The organism is Streptomyces sp. NPDC012794, from assembly GCF_042901085.1.
Taxonomy (GTDB): Bacteria; Actinomycetota; Actinomycetes; order Streptomycetales; family Streptomycetaceae; genus Streptomyces.
On the sequence record NZ_JBIBCI010000001.1, the window covers coordinates 568,601 to 592,894 of the forward strand.

Sequence of the window (24,294 nt, forward strand, 5' to 3'; positions counted from 1 at the left end):
GCCCGGAGCGGAGAGCCCCCGGCCCGGCAGCGCCCCGAGACCTACCGGCAGTCGCGCACCGGGTCGTCCTGGGTCATCGCGCAGGCGATGCGCTGGCCGCGGACGGTGCCGTAGCGGGCGATGAGGGAGCTGCGGAAGCCCGCCCACTGGGCGCGGGTGTCGGCGATGGCCGCCTGGACGGCGGCGCTGAAGTTGCCGGCGACCTGCCCCCGGGTGGTGGTCGGGGAGGAGGCCTCCCCGGTCACGGGGTCGATGATGCCGTTGTCCTTGTTCAGGACGCCGTGGGTGACGCGGTTGCCGCAGCCCCACGGGTTGAGGCTGAAACAGCCGGTCGTGAGGTCGCCGGGGATGTCGGAGGCCGAAGGGGCCGGGGCGGCCAGCCGGAGGAAGGGCGCCGGTCCGGTACGGGCCAGGCCCGGCGGGTTGTTGACGCCGATGGCGTACCTGCTGTCCGCCTTGTCCGCCCAGTTGCTGTGCGAGTAGAAGTCCTCGGTTCCGTGGAGCGCCCGGCCGAAGCCCTCGATGGCGTTGCACTTGCCGCGGCCCGCGACGCCCAGCACGAAGGTGCAGTCGGAGGAGAGGTCGGTCGCGGAGGCGCTGACGCCGCCCGCGGCGTCCACGAGCGCGTCCGCCTTCTCCACGCCCCGGTTGAACTCGCCCTTGAGGTGCGCGATGCACGCCAGCAGCACCGAGGTGGCCTGCGCGCGGGTCCGGGGGTAGCCGGCCCCGTTGAGGTAGTCGGCGCCGTCGCAGTGCGCGGCTTCGGTGAACACCTGGTCCACGTCCGGCGCGCCGATGGCCCCCATCGTTCCCTTCGCCCCCGCCAGCTGGCGGATGGACGCCGGCTGGAAGCAGTCCCCGGTCGTGCCCGGGGAGGTGCCGGTCGGGCACGCGAGGGCCGCACGGGTGATGCGTTCGTGCTCGGAGTTCTGCCCGAAGCTGTCGATGGTGCCGAAGTACTGGATCGGCGGTATGCCGGGTCCGGGCTTCTTCACCTTCGGGGCCGGGCCGGTGGGCGTGAGCACGGGCCCGGTGACGGCCCCCGCGGTCGCCCCGTCCTTCGGCCCGCCCTGCGTCGTGTCCGGAAGCGGAGCGGCGTCGGCGGACGTCGCGAGCCCGAGGAGCAGGGCGGTGGCCGCGATCCCGGCCGAGAGCGTCGAGAGCACTGGCCTGCTCCGACGGTGTGTCATCGTCATGATGATTTCCCCTTGTTGAGACCCGTGCGCCTCCCTCGGGCGTACGAGCCGTCAAAATATAGCTACCAGTCAGTAGCCGCCGGGTACCGGTGCCGCGAGCCGTCCCCCGGGACGCCGGCCGGATGTCCGTGGCGGGACGGCCGTTGCGGCGCTCGTTCGCCGGGTAGGAGCGGCCCACGTGTCGGCGAGGAAGGCGGGTTGGCTGTGAGCGGAGCGTTGACGGCGGGAGGGTGGGGGCTGTTCGCGGGCGCGGCCCTGCTGGCAGGGGCGGCCATCGGCTCGCTGGTGCGCGTCCCGCCACGGCTGATCGCGCTCGTGATGGCGTTCGGCAGCGGCGTACTGATGGCTGCGGTGTCCTTCGAGCTGATCGCCGAAGCCTACGAGCGGTCGGGGATGTGGCCGGTGGCGGCGGGAGCGGTCGGCGGCGCGGCCGTGTACTCGGGCGCCAACGCGCTGCTGGCACGGCGCGGTGCGCGACACCGCAAGCGCTCGGGGGAGCAGCAGCCTTCCGAGGACGAGGCCCCCGGGTCCGGGAACGCCATCGCCCTGGGGGCGCTGCTCGACGGGATCCCGGAGTCCGTGGTGATCGGGACGAGCCTGCTGGGCGGCGGTCATCTGGGAGTCGCCACGGTGGGGGCGGTGTTCATCAGCAACATTCCGGAAGGGCTGGCCAGTTCCGTCGGGATGAGGAGTGCCGGGCGCAGCCGGACCTACGTGTTCGCCCTGTGGGGGAGCATCGCCGTGATCAGCGGACTCGCCGCCCTGTCCGGGTACGCGCTGCTGGGAGGGGCTTCCGAGGCGACGATGGCCGTGATCACCGCGGTGGCCGGCGGGGCGATCCTGGCGATGATCGCCGACACGATGATCCCGGAGGCGTACGGCGAGGTGCACCTGCTGACGGGACTGGTCACCGTGGTGGGCTTCCTGTCCGCGTTCGCGCTGTCCCACCTGTAGCTGCCGCGGGCCGCGCGGGCCCGCCCCCGGACCGTCGGCGGTCCCGGCGGCGGTCCGGCCGGCCGGGGCTGCCTGGGGGCTGTCCTCCCCGGGGCGGACGCCGTACCGGGACGAGGGTCCCGGGCCGGCGGCGGGCGGGACCAGGGTCCTCGTGCCCGGGGGCGATGTGCCGTACGCGGGCACGTTCGTAGCCTCGGGGCATGCGATCACCCCGAACGGCCATCAGCCCGCCCCTGCGCAACGCCCTCGCCCTGGGCCTCGCCCTCTCCGCCTGCCTCACCGGGTCTCCCGCCCTCGCCGCGGCCGACGAAGGGGGCAGCGGGCTCGACCGCTACTACCGACAGCGGCCCGACTGGGGCAGCTGCGCCAAGGGACCTGACGACACGACAGGCCGCGACCTCGACCGGGCCGGCGTACGCTGCGCCGACGTGACCGTTCCGCTGGACTACTCCGCCCCCCGGGGCCGCACGATCACCGTCGCCGTGTCCCGGCTCAAGGCCACCGACACCCGCCACCGCATCGGCTCGATCCTGCTGAACAACGGCGGCCCGGGCGGAGGCGCGGTCGCGTCACCGCCGGACATGCGCAAGGCGATGAAGGGCGTCGGCGCCCGCTACGACATCATCGGCTTCGACCCGCGCTTCGTCGGCCGCAGCACCCCGCTGGACTGCGGCTGGCCCGTCGGCATGAGCTGGCTGTCCTCGGGCGAGGGCCGGGCGGGCTTCGACCGGCAGGTCGCCCTCCAGAAGAGCCTCGCCGACAAGTGCCGCGCCACCAACGCCTCCGTGCTCCCGCACGTCAGCACCCGCAACACGGCCCGCGACATGGACGTCATCCGCGGCGTGCTCGGAGAGCGGAAGATCTCCTACCTGGGCTACTCGTACGGCAGCTACCTGGGCACGGTCTACACCCAGATGTTCCCCACCCGCTACGACCGGGTGGTCTTCGACGGGGCGATCGCCCCGGCCGACTACCGTGCCCGGCTGCTCCAGGGCACCGAGCGCGAGAACGAGCAGGCGCTCGCCGGCTGGGCCGACTGGGCGGCGCGCCGCCACGACACCTACGGGCTCGGCCGCACCCGCGCCGAGGTGCTCGCCACCATCGGCCGTATCGTCGCGGCGTCGGCCCGCGGCCCCTTGACCATCGGCACCGGCACCGACGCCTTCCGGATCGACGACAGCCAGGTGCCGCTCCTGCTCTTCTCGGGCATCGCGGACGACACCGACCCGGCGCGGGCGGCCTTCGGGGAACAGATCTCCGCCCTGGCCAAGGCCGCGGAGGGCGTACCGAGCACCCTGTCGCCGGAGTTCGCCGCGGCGCTCCGGTACGCGCTGCGCGGCGAGGGCGAGCCCACGGGCGCGCAGGCCGCGATCATCTGCGGGGACGTGGCCGCCCCGCGCGACCCGGAGCTCTACTGGCGCGACATCGAACGCAACCGGGCGAAGCACCCCCTCTTCGGCCCCCTGACCGACAACATAGGCCCGTGCGCCTTCTGGGACCGCCCCCGCGAGGAACCCACCCGGGTGCGGCGGGACACGCCCGCCCTGATCGTGGCGGCCACCGGCGATCCGCGCACCACCTACCGCAGCAGCGTCGCCCTGCGCGGCCTGCTCCCCAGCTCCCGGCTGCTCACCCTGGAGGGCGCCAACCGGCACGCCCTCTTCGGGCTCTACGGCAACACCTGCGTGGACGACCAGGTCAACGCGTACCTGGCCACCGGCACCCTGCCGAAGCAGGACCGGACCTGCGCCAAGCAGGCCGGATCCCAGTGACGAAGCCGCCGGCGGCCGCCGGTACCTGATGGTTCCCGGTCCGGTACGCGGCCGGTGAGGCCGGACGTGTCCCGGACGGCCGGTGGCCCGGCGGGGCACCCGCGTCCCGTCCCGCGACCTGCATACCGTCGCCGACGAGACCCAGGAGGAGACCCGATGACCGAGCACCCGCACATCGTCGTGTTCCACCGAGCCCTGGCCGCCTTCTCGGCCGGCGACATGGACGCGCTGGCGGAAGTCTTCCACCCCGATGTGGTCTGGCACATCGGGGGCAGGAACCTGTTGGCGGGGGAGACCAGAGGACGCGAGGAGACGTTCGCACGGTTCGGCCGGGAGTTCGAGCTGACGGGCGGCACCTATCGCCCGGCGCTCCAGAACGTCCTCGCCGACGACGACAACACGGTCGCCCTGCTGCACGTCACGGCGTCACGCGAAGGAAAGCGGCTCGACATGGACAACGTGATCGTCTTCCGCATCGCCGACGGCGTGATCACCGAGGGCCGGGTCTTCGTTGCGGACCCGCCCCTGTACGACGATTTCTGGTCGTAGCGGCACGCCGCGGACGCCGGCCCCCCAGATCCCGCCAGGCCGGCAGGCCCGCGGAGCCGGGCCGGTCCGCGGTCACGGCCGGACCTGCCCGGCGCCGGGCCGTGCGCCCCTCGTCGCTCACCGGAGCCGGCGTCGTCCGGCCGCGGCCGCCCTGCGTTTGCGGCCGCCGCGCACCGGGGCTGCACTGGATTCATGGACGCTGCGATGACTCCGTCCTAGGGAGAGCAGCGATGACAAGCATGGACAGCTTCAACCTTCTGCAGCCGTACGAGATCGCCGAGGAGACGTTCGTCATCCCGTGGGCCCTGCAAGCCCCACCGGTCGGCCACTTCCCGATGAACTCCATGGTCATCCGGGGAGCGGAACCGGTCCTCGTGGACACCGGTGCGCCCGCGGTGCGCTCCCAGTGGCTGGAGGCGGCCTGGTCCGTGGTGGATCCCCTGGACGTACGGTGGATCTTCCTCACCCACGACGACCGTGACCACGCCGGCAACCTCCTCGCGGTCCTCGCGGAATGCCCGAACGCGACACTGCTGACGACCTGGTTCTCCATCGGCCGCATGGCCGAGGAATGGGAGACCCCCGTCAACCGGTGCCGCTTCATGAACGACGGCGACACCATCGACGCGGGCGACCGCACCCTGGTCGCCAAGCGGCCGCCCCTGTACGACAACCCCACGACCCGCGCCCTCTTCGACACGAAGACCAGCGTCCTGTGGTCCGTGGACACCTTCGCCACCAACGTTCCCGCCCCCATGCCCGAAACGTCCGCGCTGACGCCGGACGAATTCCGCGACGGACAGTTCTTCGGCGGACGCCTGGTCTCCCCCTGGTCCGCCCTGCTGGACGACGAGAAGTTCGGGGCGGTCGTCAACGCCTTCCAGGACCTGGACGCCCAGGTCATCGCCGGCTGCCACTGCCCGGTCCTCCGCGGCCCGCACATCCCCGAGGCCTACGACCTCCTGCGCCGGCTCCCCGGGATCCCGCCGTGGACGGAGTTCACCCAGGCCGACCTGGACCAGTGGATGGCGGCGGCCGAAAGCTCGGTTCCGCCGGAGCAGCCGCGGCCGTCGGGGACCTGAGCGGCGCCCGCCGCGGCTCAGGCCAGTTCCACGCTGTCCAGCTCGGTGAAGTACTCACCCTTGGACAGACGGACCGTGTTCCATCCTCCGGACAGGGTCACCGACGTCTCGGTCGTCTTCCAGGTGTCCCAGCCGGTGTGCCAGTAGCGGACTGTACCGGCGGCGGTGCCGTTGACCGAGAGGCGGTGGGTCGCGTCCACGGGGGCTCCCGCGGCGTCCCTGGAACCGTTGCCGAACCGCACGGACAGCAGGTGCTCGCCCGCCGACGCGGCGAAGACCGTGAACTCCACGTAGCTGTCGTCGTGGTCGATTCCCCCGACGGCCCGGCCGCCGGAACCGCCGGCGGCGTCACGGACCAGCGCGTGGTGCACGCGCGCGTCCTCCGCCTGATGGAGGACCTTGCTGCCGCGCACGACGGGGCGCCCGTCTGCGAAGCCCAGGTCGGCCATGTACATCGGCCGGCGGCCGTAGTCGGCGCTCCAGCCGTGGAAGACGATCCGGTCGCGGCCGTCCGGGCCGGCCACCACGTCCTGCCCGCCGGGGCCGCGTACCCTGCCCGAGAAGCTCTCCGTCGTCATCAACGGGCCGGCCGCCTTGACGTACGGGCCCGTCAGCGCGGGTGCCACCGCGTAGCCGGTCCTGTACTTGTCACGCCGGTAGTCACCGGCCGAGTAGAACAGCACGTAGTGGCCGCCCCGTTCGACGAGGGTGGGCGCTTCCACCAGCCCTTCCCCCGGGTCCTGCCCGATCAGCCTGACCGGGTCCCCGGTCGTACGGGTGCCGTCCCACGAGGTGGGCTGGAGATACAGCCAGGTGTCCATGCCGCAGCAGTTGCCGTCGTTCTTCCACAGCAGGTAGCGCCGCCCCCGTTCGGTGTGGCTGGAGGCGTCGATCGCACCGCCCTCCGACGCCGGGCACACCAGCGGCCCGTCACCAGCCGGCCGGAAGGGGCCCGCCGCGGAGGAGGACAGCGCGACACCGATGGACTGCTTGTCCGTCGCCCTGTCGCGGGCCGTGTAGTGCATGGTGAAGCCGTTGCCGTTGTCGTACACCTCCGGCGCCCACACGAAGTCGCGGTTGGGGACCGCCCAGTCGCCCGGCACGGGCAGGACGTCAGCGCTGTCGACCTGTTAGCGCACCAGGTCGGTGGAGGTCGCGTGCTGGATGTTCTTGCCGTCGCCGTTAGTGGCGTACGCGTGGTACGTGCGGCCCACCCTCACGACGTCCGGGTCGGGGAAGTTCCGGTCGAGCACCGGACCGTCCGCGGCGGCCAGGACGGGGCCCCCGGCCGGGCCCAGGACCATGGCGGCGGCGACGGCGGCCAGGGCGAGGCAGCGCCCGAAGCGGCGCGTGAGGCGGGTTCCGCGATGAGGAAGGGGCATGGCGCTCCGATCCCGCGCGTCCAGGCCACCCGGAGCCGGTGGTACCGAGGATGGCCGGCGGACCGCGCGCGTGAGGTCAGTGTCCGGACGGTTCCGCAGTGACAACGCGCCGGCGCGCCCGCCGTTGCGCGACACGGCGGATCAGGAGCCGTGGACCGCGCCTGCCGGCTGTGCCCACGGCGGCCCGCTCCGCCGGGACGGACGGCTGGGCCGGGGAGATCAGCCGCGGTCACGCGTGAGGGTGGTCCGGCCGCGGGCCGCCTTGTCCCCGTCCGCGATGGCGTGGCAGCGTCACATGTCCTTGATCCAGACAGAGGGAGACGCCCCGATGACCGAGGACCTGGCCACAGACACCATCCGGAAGCTGGAGGACCTCGTGGCGTCGGACTCCCTGCCGGAGCACACCGTCGAACTGCTCCAGGTCTCCCTCGACCAGGCCCGGGCGGCGAAAGCGGCGGGCCACGACCAAGAGGCGATCACCATCGCCGCCCAGGCCCTGCAGACGGCGGAGGACGCTTCCGGGGACCGGTAGGCCGCCTCCCCGGCGCGGCAGGTGAACCCGGCGTCGCCGGCGGAGCTGTTCGAGTGAGGAGTGGCCGTGCGGGTGGCGGTGGTGGGCCAGGGGTACGTCGGGCTGACGGCGGCCCTCGGGCTGGCGGCGAAGAAGCACCAGGTGATCGGGGTGGAAGCCGACCCCCGGCGGCTGCGGCTGCTGACCGAGGGGGAGGTGCCGTTCGAGGAGCGGGGCTTCGGGGCGCTCCTGGCCGAGGCCCGCGGCGCCGGTACGCTGGCCTTCGCCGGGGCGCTGTCGGCGCTCCGCGATCCGCTGGACGCCGTACTGATCGCGGTCGGCTCCCCGCCGACCGCCACCGGCCGTCCGGACCTGGGCCAGGTGAGGGCCGCCCTCGCGGACGTGCTGGCGCTCACCACGCTGCCCGGCCTGGTGGTGGTCAAGTCCACGGTGCCGCCCGGGACCAGCGCCGACTGGCTGGCCGCCCCGGATGCGGAACCGCTGCGCACCCGCTACGTCTACAGCCCCGAGTTCCTCAGCCAGGGCCGCGCCGCCGAGGACTGGAACCATCCCGCCCGGATCGTCGCGGGCCTCGCCGAGCCCGGACTGCTCGACCAGGTCCGCGAGCTGTACCGGGGCATCGACGCCCCGTGGGTGGTGACCGACCCCACCACCGCCGAGACGGTCAAGTACGCCGCCAACGCCTTCCTCGCGACCAAGGTCAGCTTCGTCGGCGACCTGATCACCCTGTGCGAGGGAACCGGCGCCGACATCGACGACGTGCTGACCGGCGCCGGACTCGACCCGCGCATCGGCCCGGCCTTCCTGCGCGCCGAGGCCGGCTACGCCGGATCCTGCCTGCCCAAGGACACCCTCGCGCTGCGGTACTGGTCCCGCCTCGCCGGGCATCCGCTGCCGGTGATCGAGGCCGTCATCGCCGCCAACCGCGCCCAGGTGCTGCGTCCGGTCAGGCTGGTGCGCGACCACCTCGGCCCGGTACCCCTCGCCGGGGACGGAGCCGTCGTCGCCGTCCTCGGCCTGCGCTACCAGGCGTGGACGGACGACCTGCGCGACGCGCCCTCCATGACGATCGTCCCGGAACTGCGGGCGCTGGCGGGCACCGTACGGATCTGGGAGCCCTCCGTCCCGGCGGCGGAGATCACCGGGCTGTTCCCCGGCACCCAGCCGGCCGCCGACCTCACCGAGGCGCTCGACGGGGCAGCGGCGGCCGTCGTCCTGACCGACTGGCCGCAGGTCACCGCCGCCGAGTGGGCCACCCACGGGCGGCGCATGGCGGCGCCGCGACTGCTGGTCGACACCAAGAACTGCCTGCCGCCCGCCGCCGTCGCCCACACCGGTATCCGCTACCTCTCCATGGGTCCCCGCCGCAGTGACGGCCGGAGCGGCTCCTCGGCCGGCCCGGGCGACCGCTGACCCCGCGGACCGCAGGGACGAGTCCCGCCGCGCCGCTCAGTCGGCCCTGGTCACCGGGGGGACGTACTCGGCCACCAGGCCGCGCTGCCACCAGGCGCCGGTGGCACGCCGTTCCCGTCGGCTGGTGAAGCGGTAGTGGTAGAGCCGGGCGCGCAGATGGGTGGGGGGAGCGGTGGGGAAGGGGTTGTCCCTGAGCAGCTTGAGGACCGCCGGATCGTTGTCGAGGAGCTTGCCGAGGAGTGGCCCGAACCAGGTGCGGGCGTACGTGGGCGAGAGCGCGGCGAACCACAGGAGCCAGTCGAGCCGCAGGTGGTAGGGGGCCACCTGCGGCGGCCGCCGGCGGACGTCACCGGGCTTGCCCCGGAAGCCGTACTCCTTCCACCGCGTGTCCGCCGTGATCGCGGGCTCGTCCGTCCCCTCGATCACCACCTCCAGGCGGATCCTGCTGACGCTGCCGAAGGCTCCGTAGGTGTTGACCAGGTGGAAGGCATTGAACGAGGAGTTCATCACCTGGTGCCGCGAGAGCATGTTGCGCACCGGCCAGTAGCTGAGCACGGCCACCAGGGCGGTGACGGCGATGACCAGGCCCTGGTACCACCCCGGTGGGGCGGCGAGGGCGGGAGGCTCCGGCAGGGGGAGCACGTCGGCCGCCCGTCCGCCGTCCACGGCGGACAGCGCGAGGAGGACGGCCAGCCAGTTGAGCCAGGCGAAGTTGCCGGACGCCACGAGCCACAGCTGGGTCACGACGACGAAGCCCGCGGCCACGCTCGCGACCGGCTGCGGCGCGAACAGCAGCACCGGTGCCAGCAGCTGCGCCACGTGATTGCCCGCCACCTCGACCCGGTGCAGCGGCCCGGGCAGGTGGTGGAAGAACCGGCTGAGCGGTCCCGGCATCGGCTGCGTCTCGTGGTGGTGGTACAGGCAGGTCAGGTCGCGCCAGCAGGAGTCCCCGCGCAGCTTGATCAGTCCCGCTCCGAACTCCAGCCGGAAGAGCAGCCAGCGCAGCAGGAACAGGACCAGGACGGGCGGCGCGGTGCGCTCGTTGCCGAGGAAGACGGCCAGGAAGCCCGCCTCCAGCAGCAGCGACTCCCACATGAACGCGTACCAGGTCTGCCCGACGTTCACGATGGACAGGTACAGCACCCACAGGACCGCCCACATCGCCATCGCGGCCCACAGGGGCACCCGGTCCGCCGCCCCCGCGGCCAGCGCGGCGGAGAGCGCCACCCCCGTCCACGCGACGACCGCGAAGAAACGGTCCGAGTAGTGGAGGTGGAAGACGGACGGGGTCCGCCGGAACGTGGTGGCGGCCAGGAAGCGTGGCACCGGCAGCAGCCCGCGTTCGCCGATGAGCGCCCGGTACTGGTGCACCGAGCTGAGGAAGGCCACCAGATACAGGACGGCCAGACCCCGCTGGAACACCAGACGGCCCAGCCAGTAGTCGGTATCCGTGAACCACTCCACGGCACCCTCCCGCGCGCGAACGCGGCCGCGGCGACCGCCCCCGACCGGCCGCCATACTCCCTACCAGTAAGAACACCCGGGGCCGGCCGGCATTCCTGTGGGCCGCCCGCAGGAGCCTCCGAGGCGTTGGCCCAGGTGGTGGACGAGTTCCCCTGCCCGGTCGCGCTGCCTGGGTGAGGCCCGGCTCCGTGCGGTACGACTTGACCGATCCCTACGTCTGCCACGGGGCTGACGGACGTCACCCCGCCCTGAGCGGCGCGGGCCGACGCTACGGCGGGGGCCATGGGCTTCAGCCATCAGGAGGAAGCATGAGCGCGGGATTCGACACGATCGTCGAGCACGAACCCGCAGTGCACACCACAGCCACGGTGACGCTGGTCGAGGGGCCGACGTTCTGCGTCTCCGGAACGTCAGGGGACATGGAGGCGGACTCCCCGCAGGGGCTGTTCTTCCGCGACACCCGCATCATCTCCGACTGGCGGCTGCGACTGGACGACCGCCTCCCGCACGAGCTCACGGTCCTGTCCGGGGACCCGTACAGCACGACGTTCGTGGCCCGCGTCCCCCCGAGGGGCTCGGAGACCGAAGTGCTGCTGGAACGCCGGCGGTACGTCGGTGACGGCATGCGGGAGGACCTCCACCTGCGGAACCTCGGCAACCGGCCGGTGTCACTCGTGCTCTCCCTGCACGTGGGCGCCGACTTCGCCGACCTGTTCGACGTGAAGGAGAACCGGGTGCAGTCCCGTGGCGAGGTCACCGCCTCGCCGGACGGCTCCGGCCTCACCCTCGCGCTCCTCGCGGGAGAGGCGCGGCGCGGGGTGCACGTGGAGGCCACCGGTGCCCGGGCCCGGCCGGACGGCCTGGACTTCGGCGTCAGCCTCCCCGCCCACGGCGACTGGCGTACGACCGTCCTGGTCCAGCCGAGCATCGACGGGCAACTGATCACCGGCACGTTCCCGACGGGAGCGGAGGTGGGCGAATCCTCCCCCGCGCGGCGGATGCGGGCGTGGCGCGAGGGCGCCCCGCGCGTCGGGGAGATCGAGGACCCCGAGCTCCGGCGGACGCTGCGGCGCAGCGTGGAGGACCTCGGCGCGCTGCGGATCTTCGACCCGCAGCACCCGGAGAACGTGGCCGTCGCGGCCGGCGCACCCTGGTTCATGGCGCTCTTCGGACGTGACTCCCTGCTGGCCTCCTACATGGCGCTGCCCCTGGACCCGAGCCTGGCCCTGGGTACCTTGCAGACCCTGGCCCGCGCGCAGGGCCGCACCGTCGATCCCCGCACGGAGGAGCAGCCGGGACGGATCCTGCACGAGACCCGGTTCGGTCTGGACTTCCCGCTGGCCCGAGGCGGCGGCAGCGTGTACTACGGCACCGCCGACGCGACCCCGCTGTTCGTGGTGATGCTGGGCGAGCTGCGGCGCTGGGGGATCGCACCGGCGGCGGTCGACGCGCTCCTGCCCCATGCCGACCGGGCGCTGGAGTGGATCGAGCGGTACGGCGACCGGGACGGCGACGGCTTCGTCGAATACCACCGGATGACGGACGACGGCCTGCTCAACCAGGGCTGGAAGGACTCCTTCGACGGCGTCAACTTCGCCGACGGCCGCCTCGCCGAGTCACCGATCGCCCTGTGCGAGGTGCAGGCCTACGTGTACGCGGCGTACGTGGTGCGGTCGCACTTCGCGCACGAGGCCGGGGACACGGCCGCGGTCGAACACTGGGCGCGGCGGGCCGCCGCGCTGAAGGAGGCGTTCAACGAACAGTTCTGGCTGCCCGACCGGGGATGGTTCGCCATCGGCCTCGACCGGGACAAACGTCCCATCGACTCGCTGGCCTCCAACATGGGGCACTGCCTGTGGACCGGGATCGTCGACGAGGACAAGGCGGCCCGGGTGGCGGAACGGCTGCTGTCGCCGGAGATGTTCACCGGCTGGGGGGTCCGTACCCTCGCTTCCTCCATGGGCGCCTACAACCCGATGAGCTACCACAACGGCTCGGTCTGGCCGCACGACAACGCCATCGTCGCGACCGGCCTGATGCGCTACGGCTTCGTGGAGGAGGCCCAGCGCGTGGCGACCGGCATCCTGGACGCCGCGGAGGCGTTCGGCGGCAGGCTGCCCGAGCTCTTCTGCGGCTTCGACCGCAGTGAGTACGAGGCACCGCTGCCGTACCCGACCTCCTGCTCCCCGCAGGCCTGGGCGGCCGCGGCCCCGGTCCAGCTCATGCGGGCGCTGCTGCGGCTGGACCCGTGGATGTCGCACCGGCAGGTGTGGGTGGCCCCGGCCTGGCCCCAGCGCTACGGCCGCCTCCACGTGCACAACCTGCCGCTCGCCGGCGGCCGTGCGGAGCTGTGGGTGGACGGACCCTCGACCCGTCTGGAGGGCCTCGCCGACGACGTGGAGGTCATCCTGCAGCCGCGCAAGCCGCTCGCCGCGGCGCCGAGCCACCGGAGGGCGCCGACGGGCCCGCCCCCGGCCGGTGGCGCCGCAGGCCACACAGGCCACTCAGCGCACCCAGACCATGCAGCGCACACGGACCACGCAGGCCACACGGACCACGCAGACCACTCCGGGCCCGCGGGGTCCGCAGGGGGGAGTAGCTCATGAACCGTCCTCTGGACATCGCCATCGTTTCCACGCCCTGGTTCCAGCTTCCGCCCGCCGCCTACGGGGGCATCGAGTCGATGTGCGCCGACCTGGTCGACGGCCTGGTGGAGCTGGGCCACAAGGTGACCGTCATCGGAGTGGGCCTCAACGGGACCAAGGCCGATTTCATCGCCACCGACACCATGCCCCGGGGAGACACACGGCTGGGGAGGGCCGGACCGGAGGTGCTGCACGCGGCGCGCGCGGCACAGGTGCTCCGCACCCTTCAGCCGGACATCATCCACGACCACAGCACCGCCGGACCGCTCCAGGCGGGTCAGCGGCCCGTGCCCACCGTGGTGACCGCGCACGGCCCCGTCTCCGGCGAGCTCGGGGACTACTACCAGGCGCTGGCCGGCTCGGTGAGCCTGGTGGCGATCTCCCGCGCCCAGCAGGAGCAGGCCCCCGGCCTCCCCTGGGCCGGGCAGGTCCACAACGCCGTCCGCACCCTCGACCACCCCTACCGCGAGCGCAAGGGCGACCGCGTGGCCTTCCTCGGCCGGATCGCCGCCGAGAAGGGCGTCCACCTCGCCATCGACGCCGCCCGCCGGGCCGGGAAGGCGATCACCATCGCCGGCAAGTGCAACGACCCGGACGAGGAGCCGTACTTCAGGAACGAGGTCCTGCCCCGCCTGGGCGAGGACGCCGAATGGGTGGGCGAGCTGGACCAGGCGGCCAAGCGCGAGCTGCTCGCCGAGGCCCAGTGCCTGCTCTTCCCGATCTGCTGGGAAGAGCCCTTCGGCATGGTGATGATCGAAGCCATGGCATGCGGCACCCCCGTCGTGGCGCTGCGGCGGGGATCCGTACCCGAGATCGTCGACCACGGGGTGACGGGCTTCGTGTGCGACGACCCGGCCGAGCTGCCGGACGCCATCCGCAACGTCAGCCGGCTTTCCCCCCGCGACTGCCGGGCGCGGGTGCTCGACCGGTTCGACACCTCGCGCATGGCGGCGGCGTACGCCTCGCTCTACGAGGAGCTCGCCGGCCAACGCACGGACCGCGCATTGCGACGCGACTCCCTGGGCAGGCGCCGGACATGAATCCACGCCCCTCCCCGGGCCGGTCGTTCTGGATGCAGACGGCCGAGATGCCCGCCTTCGCCCCCCTGTCGACCCCCACCGAGGCGGACGCGGCCGTCATCGGCGCCGGCATCGCCGGCCTCAGCGTCGCCTGGGAACTCGCCCGCACCGGGCTGAGCGTCGTCGTGCTGGAGGCCGACCGCCTCGCGGCAGGCGTGACGGGCCACACCACCGGAAAGCTCACCGCCCTGCACCCCGGCGTCTACGACACGCTGCGCAGCAGGCACGGGGAGGACGCCGCCCGCCGTTACGCCACCTCCCAGAGCGCCGCGCTGCGCCACGTCTTCGAGGTGGTCCGGGACCTCGGCATCGATTGTGACCTGGAACGCCGCCCCGCCGTCACCTACTGCGAGCGGCCCGACGGCGTCGAGGCGCTGCGGGCGGAGGCCGAAGCCGCCCGGGCGGCCGGTCTCGACGCCTCCTTCGTCACCGAGACCGGTCTGCCGTATCCGGTCGCGGGCGCCGTCACGCTCGGGGACCAGGCGCAGTTCCACCCCCTCGGATACCTCCGCGGTCTCGTCGAGGACCTCGTCGCGCGGGGTGGGCGGCTGTACGAGCACACCCGTGTCACCGGCCTCGACGGGGGCGATCCGTGCCGCGTCACGACCTCCTCCGGGACCACCGTCACCGCCCGGCACGTGGTCATCGCGACCCACCACCCGGTCTTCGACCACGCCTTGCTCGCCACCCGGCTCACCCAGCGACGCGACCTGGTCATCGCGGGGCCCTTGCCCGCGAGCCAGGACCCGGACGGCATGTACATCACCAGGGAAGACGCCACGCGGTCCGTGCGCACCGCGCCCCTCGCGGACGGCGGCCGGCTCCTGATCGTCGGCGGAGAGGCCTTCACCCCGGGCACCGGACAGGACACGGCGGAGCGGTACGCCCGCCTGCAAGCGTGGACCGAGCGGTACTTCCCCGGTGTGCCGATCACGCACCGGTGGGCGGCACAGGACAACAGCTCCACCGACACGCTGCCCCTCATCGGCCGCTGGGGCTCCGACGGCGACCACGTCTACGTCGCCACCGGATTCGCCGGGTGGGGCATGACCGGCGGAGTGCTGGCCGGGCAGCTCATCGCTTCCCTCGCCACCCGCGACGAGGACCCGTGGTCCGGACTCTACGACCCCCGCCGCTTCGGCCCCGCCCTCCGGTCGGCCCCCGAGTTCCTGAAGGCACAGTGGGACGTCGGGAAGCACTTCGTCATGGACCGGCTGAAGGCCATGGGCGACGGTACGGGCGGCCCGGTCGGCGCGCTGCGGCCCGGTGAGGCCACGGTCGTCCGAGCCGACGGCGGGCCGTGCGCCGTACACCGCGACGACCAGGGGGAACTGCACGCGGTGTCCGCCGTCTGCACCCACCTCGGCTGCCTCGTCGCCTTCAACAACGCGGAACGGACGTGGGAGTGCCCCTGCCACGGCTCCCGCTTCGGCATCGACGGCGAGGTCCTCCAGGGCCCCGCCCTCGACCCCCTGGAACGACGGGACCCGAAAGACCTCTGACGCCTGATCCGGGGCCGCTCAGCCGCGGGGCGCCGAGCCCCCGGCAGGCCGCGCCGGGGAAGGCGTGGTCTGCCGGGGCCCGGTCAGGATCCGGCCTTGCGCTTGTTGTAGACGTCGAAGCCGACGGCCGCGAGCAGCACCAGGCCCTTGATCACCTGCTGGTAGTCGGTACCCACGCCCACCAGTGACATCCCGTTGTTCAGTACGCCCAGCACCAGACCGCCGGTGAGCGCACCGAGGACGGTCCCCACACCGCCGCTCGCGGAGGCACCGCCGATGAAGGCGGCGGCGATGGCCTCCAGCTCGAAGTTGATGCCGGCCTGCGGCGTGCCGGCGTTGAGCCGCGCCGCGAAGACCAGTCCGGCCAGGGCCGCGAGGACTCCCATGTTCACGAAGGCCAGGAAGACGACCCGCTTGCTCTTCACCCCGGACAGCCTCGCCGCCGCCTCGTTGCCGCCGATGGCGTAGGTGTGCCGGCCGAGGACCGAGTTGCGCATCACGTACCCGAAGCCGACCAGCAGGACGCCGAAGATCAGCAGGACCACCGGCACCCCGTGGTAGCTGGCCAGCAGCAGCGTGAAGGCCACCACGGCCGCCGCGATCGCGCCGAGCTTCAGCAGGAACAGCCCGCGCGGAAGCGGTTCCAGCCCGTACGACGCGGCCCGCCGCCGTCCGCGCACCTCCTGGAGGACCGTGACGGCCAGCACCACGAGGCCCAGCAGCAGGGTGAGGTTGTGGTAGTCGGTGTGGGGGCCGGCCGCGGGGAGGAACCCGCTGCTGATGTTCTGGAAGCCCTTGGGGAACGGCGCCACCGACTGGCCGTGCAGGAGGATCTGGGTGCCGCCGCGGAACAGCAGCATGCCGGCCAGCGTGACGATGAACGACGGGATCCCGAGATGGGCGATCCAGAACCCCTGCCAGGCCCCGGCCAGGGCCCCGATCAGCAGCGAGACCACCACCGCCACGGGCCACGGCATCTCGTGCTCGACCATCATCACCGCCGCGGCCGCCCCGACGAAGGCGGCGAGCGAGCCGACCGACAGGTCGATGTGCCCGCAGATGATGACGATCATCATGCCGATCGCCAGGATGAGGATGTAGCCGTTCTGCTGGATCAGATTGGTGATGTTGAGCGGCTGGAGCAGGATTCCGCCCGTCCAGATCTGGAACAGCAGCACGATCAGCGCCAGCGCGAGCAGCATCCCGTACTGGCGCAGGTTGCCGCGCAGCGCTCGGGCCAGTGCGGCACCGGCCGACGGCCGTCGGCCGGTCCGCGGGACGCCGGGCTTGGTGTCTGGGGTGGTCTCGGTCTGCGCCATGCCTCACACCTGCTTGTCGGGGTATGCCGCGCTCATGGTCATGAGCCGCATGAGGGATTCCTGGGTGGCCTCCGCGCGGGGCACCTCACCGGTGATCCGGCCTTCGGCCATGGTGTAGACGCGGTCGCACAGGCCGAGGAGCTCGGGGAGTTCGGAGGAGATGACGAGGACCGGCTTGCCCTGGTCGGCGAGTCCGGCGATGACGCCGTAGATCTCCGCCTTGGCGCCGATGTCGATGCCCCGGGTGGGTTCGTCGAGGATCAGCACCTCCGGCCCGGAGAAGATCCACTTGCTGAGGACGACCTTCTGCTGGTTGCCGCCGCTGAGCTTGCCGGTCTGCGCGAACACCGAGGGAGCCTTGATGTTCATGCTCCGCCGGAACGATTCGGCGATCCGGGTCTCCTCGTGCCGGTCGACCCAGCCCCGCCGGGCGACCTTGCCGAGGGCGCTCAGCGAGATGTTCCGGCTGATGTCGTCGTTGAGGTCGAGGCCGAGCTGCTTGCGGTCCTCGGTCACGTACGCGAGGCCGTGCCCGATCGCCTCCGGCACCGTCCGGGTTCGGATCTCCCGGCCGTGCAGCCGTACGCGGCCGCCGGTCCACCGTCCGTACGAGCGGCCGAAGACGCTCATGGCCAGTTCGGTGCGGCCGGCGCCCATGAGGCCGGCGATGCCGACGATCTCCCCGCGGCGGACGTTCAGCGAGGCGCGGTCGACCACCCTCCGCCGCTGGTCGACCGGGTGCAGGACGCTCCAGTCCTCGATCTCGAAGGCGACCTCGCCGATCGCCGGGGTGCGCTCGGGGTAGCGGTGTTCCAGGTCGCGGCCGACCATGCCGCGGATGATCCGCTCCTCGGAGATGCCCTCGGACCCGATGGTGAGGGTCTCGATGGTCCGGCCGTCGCGCAGGATGGTGACGGCGTCCGCGACCCGGGCGATCTCGTTCAGCTTGTGCGAGATGAGGACGCAGGCGATGCCCTGCGCCTTGAGTCCCAGGATGAGGTCGAGCAGCTTGCGGCTGTCCTCGTCGTTCAGCGCGGCCGTCGGCTCGTCCAGGATGAGCAGCTTGACGTCCTTGGCGAGGGCTTTGGCGATCTCGACCAACTGCTGTTTGCCGACGCCGAGGTCGGTGATCCGGGTGTGCGGGCTCTCGTCGAGTCCGACCCGCCCGATCAGTTCGGCGGCGTGGGTCAGCGTTCGGTGCCAGCTGATGAAACCCCGGGTGGCGTGCTCGTTGCCCAGGAAGATGTTCTCGGCGATGGACAGGTGGGGCACGAGCGCGAGTTCCTGGTGGATGATCACGATGCCCTGCCGCTCGCTGGCCCGGATGCCCCGGAACCGGCAGGGACGGCCCTCGAAGCGGATCTCGCCCTGGTAGCTGCCGTGCGGGTGGACCCCGCTGAGGACCTTCATCAGGGTGGACTTGCCGGCGCCGTTCTCGCCGCAGAGGGCGTGCACCTCACCCGCGGCCACGGTCAGGTTGACCTCGGAGAGCGCCTTGACACCGGGGAACGACTTGCTGATCGAACGCATTTCGAGAACGGGTCCGGCCATGGCTGTGCATCCGTATCGTTCGGGGCGGTGCGCGTGCGGGTGCGGGGCGATGGCCCGGGCGTCGCGCCGCCGGTTCGGCTCGGGTCCCCTGGGCGGGGCCCGAGGGCTACTTGAGCTGGTCCGCGGTGTACTGGCCGCTGTCCACCAGGACCTTCCGGTAGTTGTCCTTGTCGACGCTGACCGGCTGGAGCAGCTGGGCCGGGACGGTCTTGACCCCGTTGTCGTACTGGGTGGTGTCGTTGACCTCGGGCTTGCCGCCGGTCAGCAGGGCATCGCCCATCTGGACCGCCGCCTTCGCCAGTTGACGGGTGTCCTTGTAGACGGTCTGGGTCTGTTCGCCCGCGATGATCGATTTCACCGAAGCCAGTTCGGCGTCCTGGCCCGTGACGACGGGCAGGGGCCGGCCGGTGCCGTAGCCGACGCCCTTGAGCGAGGAGATGATGCCGATCGAGATGCCGTCGTACGGCGAGAGCACGGCGTCGACGGGGGCGGCGGTGTACGACTTGCTCAGCAGGTTGTCCATCCGGGACTGGGCGAGACCGCCGTCCCAGCGCAGGGTGGCGATCTGGCTGAACGAGGTCTGGCCGCTCTGCACGACCAGCTTCTTCTCGTCGACGTACGGCTTGAGGACGCTCATGGCCCCGTTGAAGAAGAAGTTGGCGTTGTTGTCGTCCGGTGAGCCGGCGAACAGCTCGATGTTGAACGGGCCCTTGCCGTCCTTGAGGCCGAGCTTGTCGACGATGTAACCGCCCTGCAGGACACCGACCTTGTAGTTGTCGAAGGTCGCGTAGTAGTCGACGTTCCCCGTGCCGCGGATCAGCCGGTCGTAGGAGATGACGGGGACGTGCGCGTCGGCGGCCTTCTGCAGCACGTTGGTGAGCGAGGAACCGTCGATGGGGGCGATCACCAGCAGTCTGGCCCCCTTGGTGATCATGTTCTCCACCTGGGACACCTGGTTCTCCACGACGTTGTCCCCGTACTGGAGGTCCGTCTTGTAGCCCTTGGCCTGGAACTCCTTGGCCATGTTGGTGCCGTCGTTGATCCAGCGCTCCGACGACTTGGTCGGCATCGCGATGCCGACGAGGCCGCCTTTGGCGTTCCCGCCGGCCCCGCCGTCGCCCGCTCCGTTGGCGCTCTGGCCGCAGGCCGCCAGCGACAGTGTCAGACCCACGGTGGCAAGGCTCGCCGAAAGCTTCCGCACAGTTCCTCCAGTGGTGGTGCGCGACCGGCACGCTGCGACCCGGCTGGGCGGCCGGGAGCGGTCGGGCAGGACCGGCCGGGGAGTGGTTTCCTCGCCCTCGGCGAAGTCCGGTTGCTGCGGCTCCGGCCTGGCGATACCTGAGTGTTAACGCTCACAAGAGCGTCGTCAAGGGCCGTGTCCGGATCACCGTCGGGTGACGGAGGAGCAGGCGGCCGGGCTCCGCGGCGGGGCGTCCGCGCACCGGCCCCCGCGTTCGCCGGCGCCCGCGTGGCCTTCGGCGGGGGGCGGTGGCGTACCGTGGCCCGCAGTCGAGGAGGGAGTGCGAGTGGGAGCCGACGGTGCCGGGACCGGGCAGCGCCACCCCGTGATGGCGGACGTGGCCAAACTGGCCGGCGTGTCCCACCAGACGGTGTCACGGGTGCTCAACGGCGCCCCGCACGTACGGCCCGGCACCCGGGACCGGGTGCTCGCCGCCATCCGGGAGCTGGACTACCGCCCGAACTCCGCTGCCCGGGCCCTGGTCACCCGCCGCTCGCAGAACCTCGGGGTGGTCAGCTTCGGCTCGACCCTCTACGGCCCCGCCTCGATGCTGGACGGCATCGAGCGGGCCGCGCGCGGCGCGGGGTATTCCGTCAGCGTCACCAGCCTGCGTTCCCTGGACGGCCGCTCGGTCCAGGAGGCCGTCGACCGGCTCCGCGACCAGGGCGTGGAAGGCGTCGTCGTGATCGCGCCCCAGATCTCCGCCGTCAGCGCGGTGGCCGGGCTCTCCAGCTCCGTGCCGGTCGTCGCGGTCGGATCGGGCAGCCGTGCGCGGGTTCCCATGGTCTCCGTGGACAACCGCTCCGGTGCCGAAGCCGCGACCCGGCACCTGCTCCAGCTGGGCCACCGGACCGTGCACCACCTCGCCGGCCCGGCCGGCTGGCTGGAGAGCCAGGACCGCGAGGAGGGCTGGCGCGGCACGCTGGAGGCTGCCGGGGCCCCCGTGCCGCCTGTCGAGCGCGGCGACTGGAGCGCACGCTCCGGCTACCGGGCGGGCCTGCGGATCGCAGGGCTGAGCGACGTCACCGCCGTCTTCTGCGCCAACGACCACATGGCCCTGGGCCTGTTGCGCGCCCTGCACGAGGCCGGCCGGTCGATTCCGGGCGACATCGGCGTCGTGGGCTTCGACGACATTCCCGAGGCGGCCTACTTCACGCCGCCCCTGACCACCGTGCGGCAGGACTTCGCCGAGCTGGGCCGCCGGGCCCTGGAACTGCTCGTCGAGGAGCTGGTGGGCGTCGCGCACGCCCGCACCCACGTGCGGATCGCGCCCGAGATCGTGCTGCGCCGCAGTGTGGGGCCCGCGCCCCGCCGTTGAGCCCGCCGAGCCGGCCGCTTTTTTTACCGAGCCGCTCCCCGCCGGACGCTACCCCGCGCCACGAGGCCGAGACCCGGGCGGGCCGGGCTCGCCGGCGGCCCCCGGCGGCCGGCGGCCGTCCTGGAGCTGGTCGGCGCCCCGCCGGACTTCCTCGGCGTCGACTCCTACCGCTTCTACCGCCCGATGGCCCGCAGCCGCAGCGCCCCACCGCGCCGAGGACCCGGGGCTGCGCTGCGCACCGCCGTGGACACCGGGGTCACCGAGCGGGACCCGTACCGGGCGCGGCACACCGCCATGGGCCGGCCCGTCGTCCCGGACGCGCTCACCGAGCTGCTGCGCGAACTGCACGCCCGCCACGCCGGTCCGGTGCCGCAGGGGCCGGAGTACGCGCCGCCCGGCGCGAGACCCGACGCCGGGAAGGTGCACCGGGACGGCGCGGTGGGATCGGGCTCAGCGCGGGTGAGCCGGCGCTGCGGGTGGACGCCTCACGGCGTGGCGGCGGGAGTTCACCGCGGGCGGGCGGGTGCCGACCCGGCCGGGCCGTGGCACGCACGGCCCGGCTCCCGGGCGCCGCGCCTCAGCGGGCGCCGAGGAGGTGTTCGAGGGCGAGCTGGTCCAGGTGCTCGAAGGCCATGCCGCGGCGGGCGGCGGCCCCGGCGTCGAACCCGTCGAAGGCGGAACGGTCGGCCAGCAGGCCGGCCAGGCCGTCCTCGGCGGTGGGCAGGGCGAGCTCGGGCAGCCGGGAGGCGTCGAGGGCGGCCCGTACGTCCGGATCGGCCCGGAAGGCGCGGGAACGCTCCGCCAGCAGCAGGTAGTTGCGCATGCAGGCGGCGGCCGAGGCCCACACCCCGGCGGAGTCCTCGGTGCGCGGCGGCTTGAAGTCGAAGTGGCGGGGGCCGTCGTATCCGGCCGACTCCAGCAGGTCGACCAGCCAGAAGGCCTGGCGCAGGTCGCCCGCGCCGAAGCGCAGGTCCTGGTCGTACTTGATGCCGGACTGGCCGTTGAGGTCGATGTGGAACAGCTTGCCGTGCCACAGGGCCTGGGCGATGCCGTGCGGGAAGTTCAGCCCGGCCATCTGCTCGTGGCCGACCTCCGGATTGAGGCCGACCCGGTCGGGCCGCTCCAGCTCGTTGATGAAGGCCAGGGCGTGGCCGATGGTGGGCAGCAGGATGTCGCCGCGCGGCTCGTTGGGCTTCGGCTCGATGGCGAAGCGCAGATCGTAGCCCTGGGTCTCGACGTACTCGCCGAGCAGGTCGAAGGCCTCCTTGAGCCGGTCCAGCGCCGTGCGGACGTCCTTGGCCGCGCCCGACTCCGCGCCCTCGCGGCCGCCCCAGGCGACGTACACGGAGGCGCCGAGTTCCACGGCCAGGTCGATGTTGCGGATCGTCTTGCGCAGCGCGTAGCGGCGTACGCCCCGGTCGTTGGCGGTGAACGCGCCGTCCTTGAACACCGGATGGGTGAACAGGTTGGTGGTGGCCATCGGCACCTTCAGCCCGGCCGTGTCCAGTGCGGTGCGGAAGCGCTTGACCGCCTGCTCGCGGGCGGAGTCGCCGGCGCCGAAGGGGATCAGGTCGTCGTCGTGGAAGGTGACGCCGTAGGCGCCGAGCTCGGCCAGCCGCTGCACGGCCTCGACCGGGTCGAGGGCGGGCCGGGTGGCGTCGCCGAAGGGGTCCCGGCCCTGCCAGCCGACGGTCCACAGGCCGAAGGTGAACCTGTGCGCGGGAGTGGGGACGAGCGGGTCGCTGGTCATGGGGCGCTCCGGATCCATACCGAGGGCTATTTGTTATGGCGGAAAACAAATTAGTATGCCGAGACGCCAGAAGGAACCCCACCGGAGGAACGCATGTCCGCTCAGCGTGTCGTGATCGGTGTCGACAGCTCCACCCAGTCCACCAAGGCCCTCGCCGTCGACCTGGACTCCGGTGCCGTCCTGGGCGAGGGCCGCGCCCCGCACACGGTCAGCGCGGGCGCCGGACGCGAGAGCGACCCCGAACGGTGGTGGCGGGCGCTCGGCGAGGCCCTGGCGGCCACGGGGTGGGCCGACCGCGCCGCCGCGTGCTCGATCGCCGGCCAGCAGCACGGCCTGGTCACCCTCGACGCGGCCGGCCGGCCGGTGCGCCCGGCACTGCTGTGGAACGACGTACGCTCCGCCCCGCAGGCCGCGGCACTCGGCGCCTCGTTCGGGACGGCCGAACTCGCCCACCGCACCGGCAGCGTCCCGACGGCCGCCTTCACCGCCGCCAAATGGGCCTGGCTGCGCGCCCACGAGCCCGCCGCCGCCGACCGCGTGGCCGCCGTCCGGCTTCCCCACGACTACCTCACGGAGCGGCTGACCGGGGAGGCGGTGACCGACCGCGGTGACGCGTCGGGAACCGGCTGGTGGGGCCCGGACGGCTACGACCGGGACATCCTCGGCCGGATCGGCCTCGACCCCCGGCTGCTGCCCCGGGTCCTCCCCCCGGGCGCCCGGGCAGGCGTCGTCCGGGCCGGGATGCCGCTGCGCGAAGGCGCGCTCGTGGCCACCGGAACCGGAGACAACATGGCCGCCGCCCTCGGGCTCGGCCTGACGCCCGGACGGGCGGTGCTCAGCCTCGGCACCTCCGGCACCGTCTACGCCGTCGGCCGGAGCCGGCCCGCCGACCCGAGCGGGACCGTAGCGGGCTTCGCCGATGCCCTCGGCGGCTGGCTGCCGCTCGCCTGCACGCTCAACTGCACCCTCGCCGTCGACCGCTTCGCCGCCCTCCTCGGCCGCGACCGCGAGGACGTCCAGCGAGGCGGCACGGTGGTGGTGCTCCCGTACCTGGACGGCGAACGCACCCCCGACCTCCCCGGCGCCTCCGGCCTCGTCCACGGCCTGCGTCACGACACCACACCGGGACAGCTGCTCCAGGCCGCCTACGACGGCGCCGCCCACGCCCTGCTCGTCGCCCTGGACGACGTGCTGCGCGCCGGAGGCGAGACGCCGGCCCCCGGCGAACCACTGCTGCTCATCGGCGGCGGCGCCCGCGGCAGGGCCTGGCAGCGGACCGTCCTGCGGCTGTCCGGCCGGGCCGTCCAACTGCCCGACGCCCCGGAACCGGTCGCGCTCGGGGCCGCCGCACAGGCCGGCGCACTGCTCACCGGAGAGCCCGCCGACGCGGTCGCCCGCCGCTGGCGCACCGCGGAGGGCCGGGTGCTGGAGCCCGTGCCCCGGGACGACGACGCGCTCGAACGGATCACCGATACGCTGCGTCGGGCGCGGACCTTGCAGGAAGTCCCGCCGGCACAGCGATAGGAGGGTCGGCCCGTGACCGGGA

General features: G+C 72.8%; 19 protein-coding genes. 11 read left to right on the top strand and 8 right to left on the bottom strand.

The genetic code is table 11. The features are described from left to right. Nucleotides 1-41 precede the first annotated feature (41 nt). Nucleotides 42-1,190, bottom strand: coding sequence for a CinY protein (locus ACFY7H_RS02605; protein WP_388931972.1), 1,149 nt, complete (start codon nucleotides 1,188-1,190; stop codon nucleotides 42-44). 210 nt (nucleotides 1,191-1,400) lie between these two features. Between ACFY7H_RS02605 and ACFY7H_RS02610 the strand changes: the two genes are divergently transcribed. From ACFY7H_RS02610 to ACFY7H_RS02625, 4 genes are all read left to right on the top strand, one after another. Beyond that, nucleotides 1,401-2,150, top strand: coding sequence for a ZIP family metal transporter (locus tag ACFY7H_RS02610; protein ID WP_388931974.1), 750 nt, complete (start codon nucleotides 1,401-1,403; stop codon nucleotides 2,148-2,150). Nucleotides 2,151-2,350: 200 nt separating this feature from the next. Continuing rightward, nucleotides 2,351-3,922, top strand: coding sequence for an alpha/beta hydrolase (locus ACFY7H_RS02615; RefSeq protein WP_388931976.1), 1,572 nt, complete (start codon nucleotides 2,351-2,353; stop codon nucleotides 3,920-3,922). A 156-nt stretch (nucleotides 3,923-4,078) separates the two neighbouring features. Further along, nucleotides 4,079-4,471 (top strand): nuclear transport factor 2 family protein, encoded by a 393-nt coding sequence (locus tag ACFY7H_RS02620; protein ID WP_388931978.1) that lies wholly within the window; start codon nucleotides 4,079-4,081, stop codon nucleotides 4,469-4,471. 230 nt (nucleotides 4,472-4,701) lie between these two features. Then, on the top strand, nucleotides 4,702-5,553 hold the full coding sequence (locus ACFY7H_RS02625; protein WP_388931981.1) for an MBL fold metallo-hydrolase: 852 nt from the start codon (nucleotides 4,702-4,704) through the stop codon (nucleotides 5,551-5,553). Nucleotides 5,554-5,570: 17 nt separating this feature from the next. On the opposite strand, the gene ACFY7H_RS02630 is transcribed toward ACFY7H_RS02625, so the two are convergent. Then, nucleotides 5,571-6,656, bottom strand: coding sequence for a family 43 glycosylhydrolase (locus ACFY7H_RS02630; RefSeq protein WP_388931984.1), 1,086 nt, complete (start codon nucleotides 6,654-6,656; stop codon nucleotides 5,571-5,573). A gap of 27 nt (nucleotides 6,657-6,683) precedes the next feature. Beyond that, the gene (locus tag ACFY7H_RS02635; RefSeq protein ID WP_388931987.1) at nucleotides 6,684-6,935 is read right to left on the bottom strand and encodes a hypothetical protein; all 252 of its coding nucleotides are present in this window, start codon (nucleotides 6,933-6,935) and stop codon (nucleotides 6,684-6,686) included. Between the two features lie 328 nt (nucleotides 6,936-7,263). Between ACFY7H_RS02635 and ACFY7H_RS02640 the strand changes: the two genes are divergently transcribed. Together ACFY7H_RS02640 and ACFY7H_RS02645 are read left to right on the top strand one after the other, a co-directional pair. Beyond that, nucleotides 7,264-7,467 carry a hypothetical protein gene (locus ACFY7H_RS02640; protein ID WP_388931989.1) on the top strand — a complete coding sequence of 68 codons (204 nt, stop codon included), beginning with the start codon at nucleotides 7,264-7,266 and terminating at the stop codon, nucleotides 7,465-7,467. Nucleotides 7,468-7,533: 66 nt separating this feature from the next. Continuing rightward, nucleotides 7,534-8,880 (top strand): UDP-glucose dehydrogenase family protein, encoded by a 1,347-nt coding sequence (locus ACFY7H_RS02645; RefSeq protein ID WP_388931991.1) that lies wholly within the window; start codon nucleotides 7,534-7,536, stop codon nucleotides 8,878-8,880. A 36-nt stretch (nucleotides 8,881-8,916) separates the two neighbouring features. Here ACFY7H_RS02645 and ACFY7H_RS02650 read toward each other — a convergent pair whose 3' ends face one another. Beyond that, the gene (locus ACFY7H_RS02650) at nucleotides 8,917-10,344 is read right to left on the bottom strand and encodes a lipase maturation factor family protein (RefSeq protein WP_388931994.1); all 1,428 of its coding nucleotides are present in this window, start codon (nucleotides 10,342-10,344) and stop codon (nucleotides 8,917-8,919) included. A gap of 308 nt (nucleotides 10,345-10,652) precedes the next feature. On the opposite strand from ACFY7H_RS02650, the gene ACFY7H_RS02655 reads away from it, so the two are divergent. The 3 genes from ACFY7H_RS02655 to ACFY7H_RS02665 are packed head-to-tail and all read left to right on the top strand — an operon-like array spanning nucleotide 10,653 to nucleotide 15,570. Continuing rightward, nucleotides 10,653-12,950 carry a glycogen debranching N-terminal domain-containing protein gene (locus tag ACFY7H_RS02655; protein WP_388931997.1) on the top strand — a complete coding sequence of 766 codons (2,298 nt, stop codon included), beginning with the start codon at nucleotides 10,653-10,655 and terminating at the stop codon, nucleotides 12,948-12,950. After that, the gene (locus tag ACFY7H_RS02660; protein WP_388931999.1) at nucleotides 12,947-14,029 is read left to right on the top strand and encodes a glycosyltransferase family 4 protein; all 1,083 of its coding nucleotides are present in this window, start codon (nucleotides 12,947-12,949) and stop codon (nucleotides 14,027-14,029) included. The genes ACFY7H_RS02655 and ACFY7H_RS02660 overlap by 4 nt, the downstream gene beginning before the upstream one ends. Then, a complete protein-coding gene (locus ACFY7H_RS02665; protein WP_388932001.1) occupies nucleotides 14,026-15,570 on the top strand; it encodes an FAD-dependent oxidoreductase in 1,545 nt (514 codons plus the stop codon). Before ACFY7H_RS02660 ends, ACFY7H_RS02665 begins: the two co-directional genes overlap by 4 nt. A gap of 83 nt (nucleotides 15,571-15,653) precedes the next feature. Here ACFY7H_RS02665 and mmsB read toward each other — a convergent pair whose 3' ends face one another. The 3 genes from mmsB to chvE all read right to left on the bottom strand — a co-directional run bounded on the left by mmsB (nucleotide 15,654) and on the right by chvE (nucleotide 19,641). Then, on the bottom strand, nucleotides 15,654-16,889 hold the full coding sequence (gene mmsB / locus ACFY7H_RS02670) for a multiple monosaccharide ABC transporter permease (RefSeq protein ID WP_388932003.1): 1,236 nt from the start codon (nucleotides 16,887-16,889) through the stop codon (nucleotides 15,654-15,656). A gap of 3 nt (nucleotides 16,890-16,892) precedes the next feature. Then, a complete protein-coding gene (mmsA, locus tag ACFY7H_RS02675; protein WP_388932006.1) occupies nucleotides 16,893-18,440 on the bottom strand; it encodes a multiple monosaccharide ABC transporter ATP-binding protein in 1,548 nt (515 codons plus the stop codon). A 106-nt stretch (nucleotides 18,441-18,546) separates the two neighbouring features. Next, nucleotides 18,547-19,641 carry a multiple monosaccharide ABC transporter substrate-binding protein gene (gene chvE / locus ACFY7H_RS02680; protein WP_388932008.1) on the bottom strand — a complete coding sequence of 365 codons (1,095 nt, stop codon included), beginning with the start codon at nucleotides 19,639-19,641 and terminating at the stop codon, nucleotides 18,547-18,549. A gap of 367 nt (nucleotides 19,642-20,008) precedes the next feature. Here chvE and ACFY7H_RS02685 point away from each other — a divergent pair, with 367 nt between their 5' ends. After that, entirely contained in the window at nucleotides 20,009-20,998 is a 990-nt protein-coding gene (locus ACFY7H_RS02685) for a LacI family DNA-binding transcriptional regulator (RefSeq protein ID WP_388932269.1), read from the top strand. A 577-nt stretch (nucleotides 20,999-21,575) separates the two neighbouring features. On the opposite strand, the gene xylA is transcribed toward ACFY7H_RS02685, so the two are convergent. Then, nucleotides 21,576-22,748 (bottom strand): xylose isomerase, encoded by a 1,173-nt coding sequence (gene xylA / locus ACFY7H_RS02690; protein WP_388932010.1) that lies wholly within the window; start codon nucleotides 22,746-22,748, stop codon nucleotides 21,576-21,578. A gap of 93 nt (nucleotides 22,749-22,841) precedes the next feature. Here xylA and xylB point away from each other — a divergent pair, with 93 nt between their 5' ends. Next, on the top strand, nucleotides 22,842-24,272 hold the full coding sequence (gene xylB, locus ACFY7H_RS02695; RefSeq protein WP_388932012.1) for a xylulokinase: 1,431 nt from the start codon (nucleotides 22,842-22,844) through the stop codon (nucleotides 24,270-24,272). The last annotated feature ends 22 nt before the right edge of the window (nucleotides 24,273-24,294 follow it).

Bases quoted from the DNA above. Each gene is read 5' to 3' on its own strand.
- ACFY7H_RS02620 (WP_388931978.1), top strand. From the start codon at position 4,079: ATGACCGAGCACCCGCACATCGTCGTGTTCCACCGAGCCCTGGCCGCC.
- mmsB (WP_388932003.1), bottom strand. From the start codon at position 16,889: ATGGCGCAGACCGAGACCACCCCAGACACCAAGCCCGGCGTCCCGCGG.
- mmsA (WP_388932006.1), bottom strand. From the start codon at position 18,440: ATGGCCGGACCCGTTCTCGAAATGCGTTCGATCAGCAAGTCGTTCCCC.
- ACFY7H_RS02625 (WP_388931981.1), top strand. From the start codon at position 4,702: ATGACAAGCATGGACAGCTTCAACCTTCTGCAGCCGTACGAGATCGCC.
- ACFY7H_RS02615 (WP_388931976.1), top strand. From the start codon at position 2,351: ATGCGATCACCCCGAACGGCCATCAGCCCGCCCCTGCGCAACGCCCTC.
- ACFY7H_RS02685 (WP_388932269.1), top strand. From the start codon at position 20,009: ATGGCGGACGTGGCCAAACTGGCCGGCGTGTCCCACCAGACGGTGTCA.
- xylA (WP_388932010.1), bottom strand. From the start codon at position 22,748: ATGACCAGCGACCCGCTCGTCCCCACTCCCGCGCACAGGTTCACCTTC.
- ACFY7H_RS02640 (WP_388931989.1), top strand. From the start codon at position 7,264: ATGACCGAGGACCTGGCCACAGACACCATCCGGAAGCTGGAGGACCTC.
- xylB (WP_388932012.1), top strand. From the start codon at position 22,842: ATGTCCGCTCAGCGTGTCGTGATCGGTGTCGACAGCTCCACCCAGTCC.
- ACFY7H_RS02660 (WP_388931999.1), top strand. From the start codon at position 12,947: ATGAACCGTCCTCTGGACATCGCCATCGTTTCCACGCCCTGGTTCCAG.
- ACFY7H_RS02655 (WP_388931997.1), top strand. From the start codon at position 10,653: ATGAGCGCGGGATTCGACACGATCGTCGAGCACGAACCCGCAGTGCAC.
- ACFY7H_RS02665 (WP_388932001.1), top strand. From the start codon at position 14,026: ATGAATCCACGCCCCTCCCCGGGCCGGTCGTTCTGGATGCAGACGGCC.
- ACFY7H_RS02605 (WP_388931972.1), bottom strand. From the start codon at position 1,190: ATGACACACCGTCGGAGCAGGCCAGTGCTCTCGACGCTCTCGGCCGGG.
- ACFY7H_RS02635 (WP_388931987.1), bottom strand. From the start codon at position 6,935: ATGCCCCTTCCTCATCGCGGAACCCGCCTCACGCGCCGCTTCGGGCGC.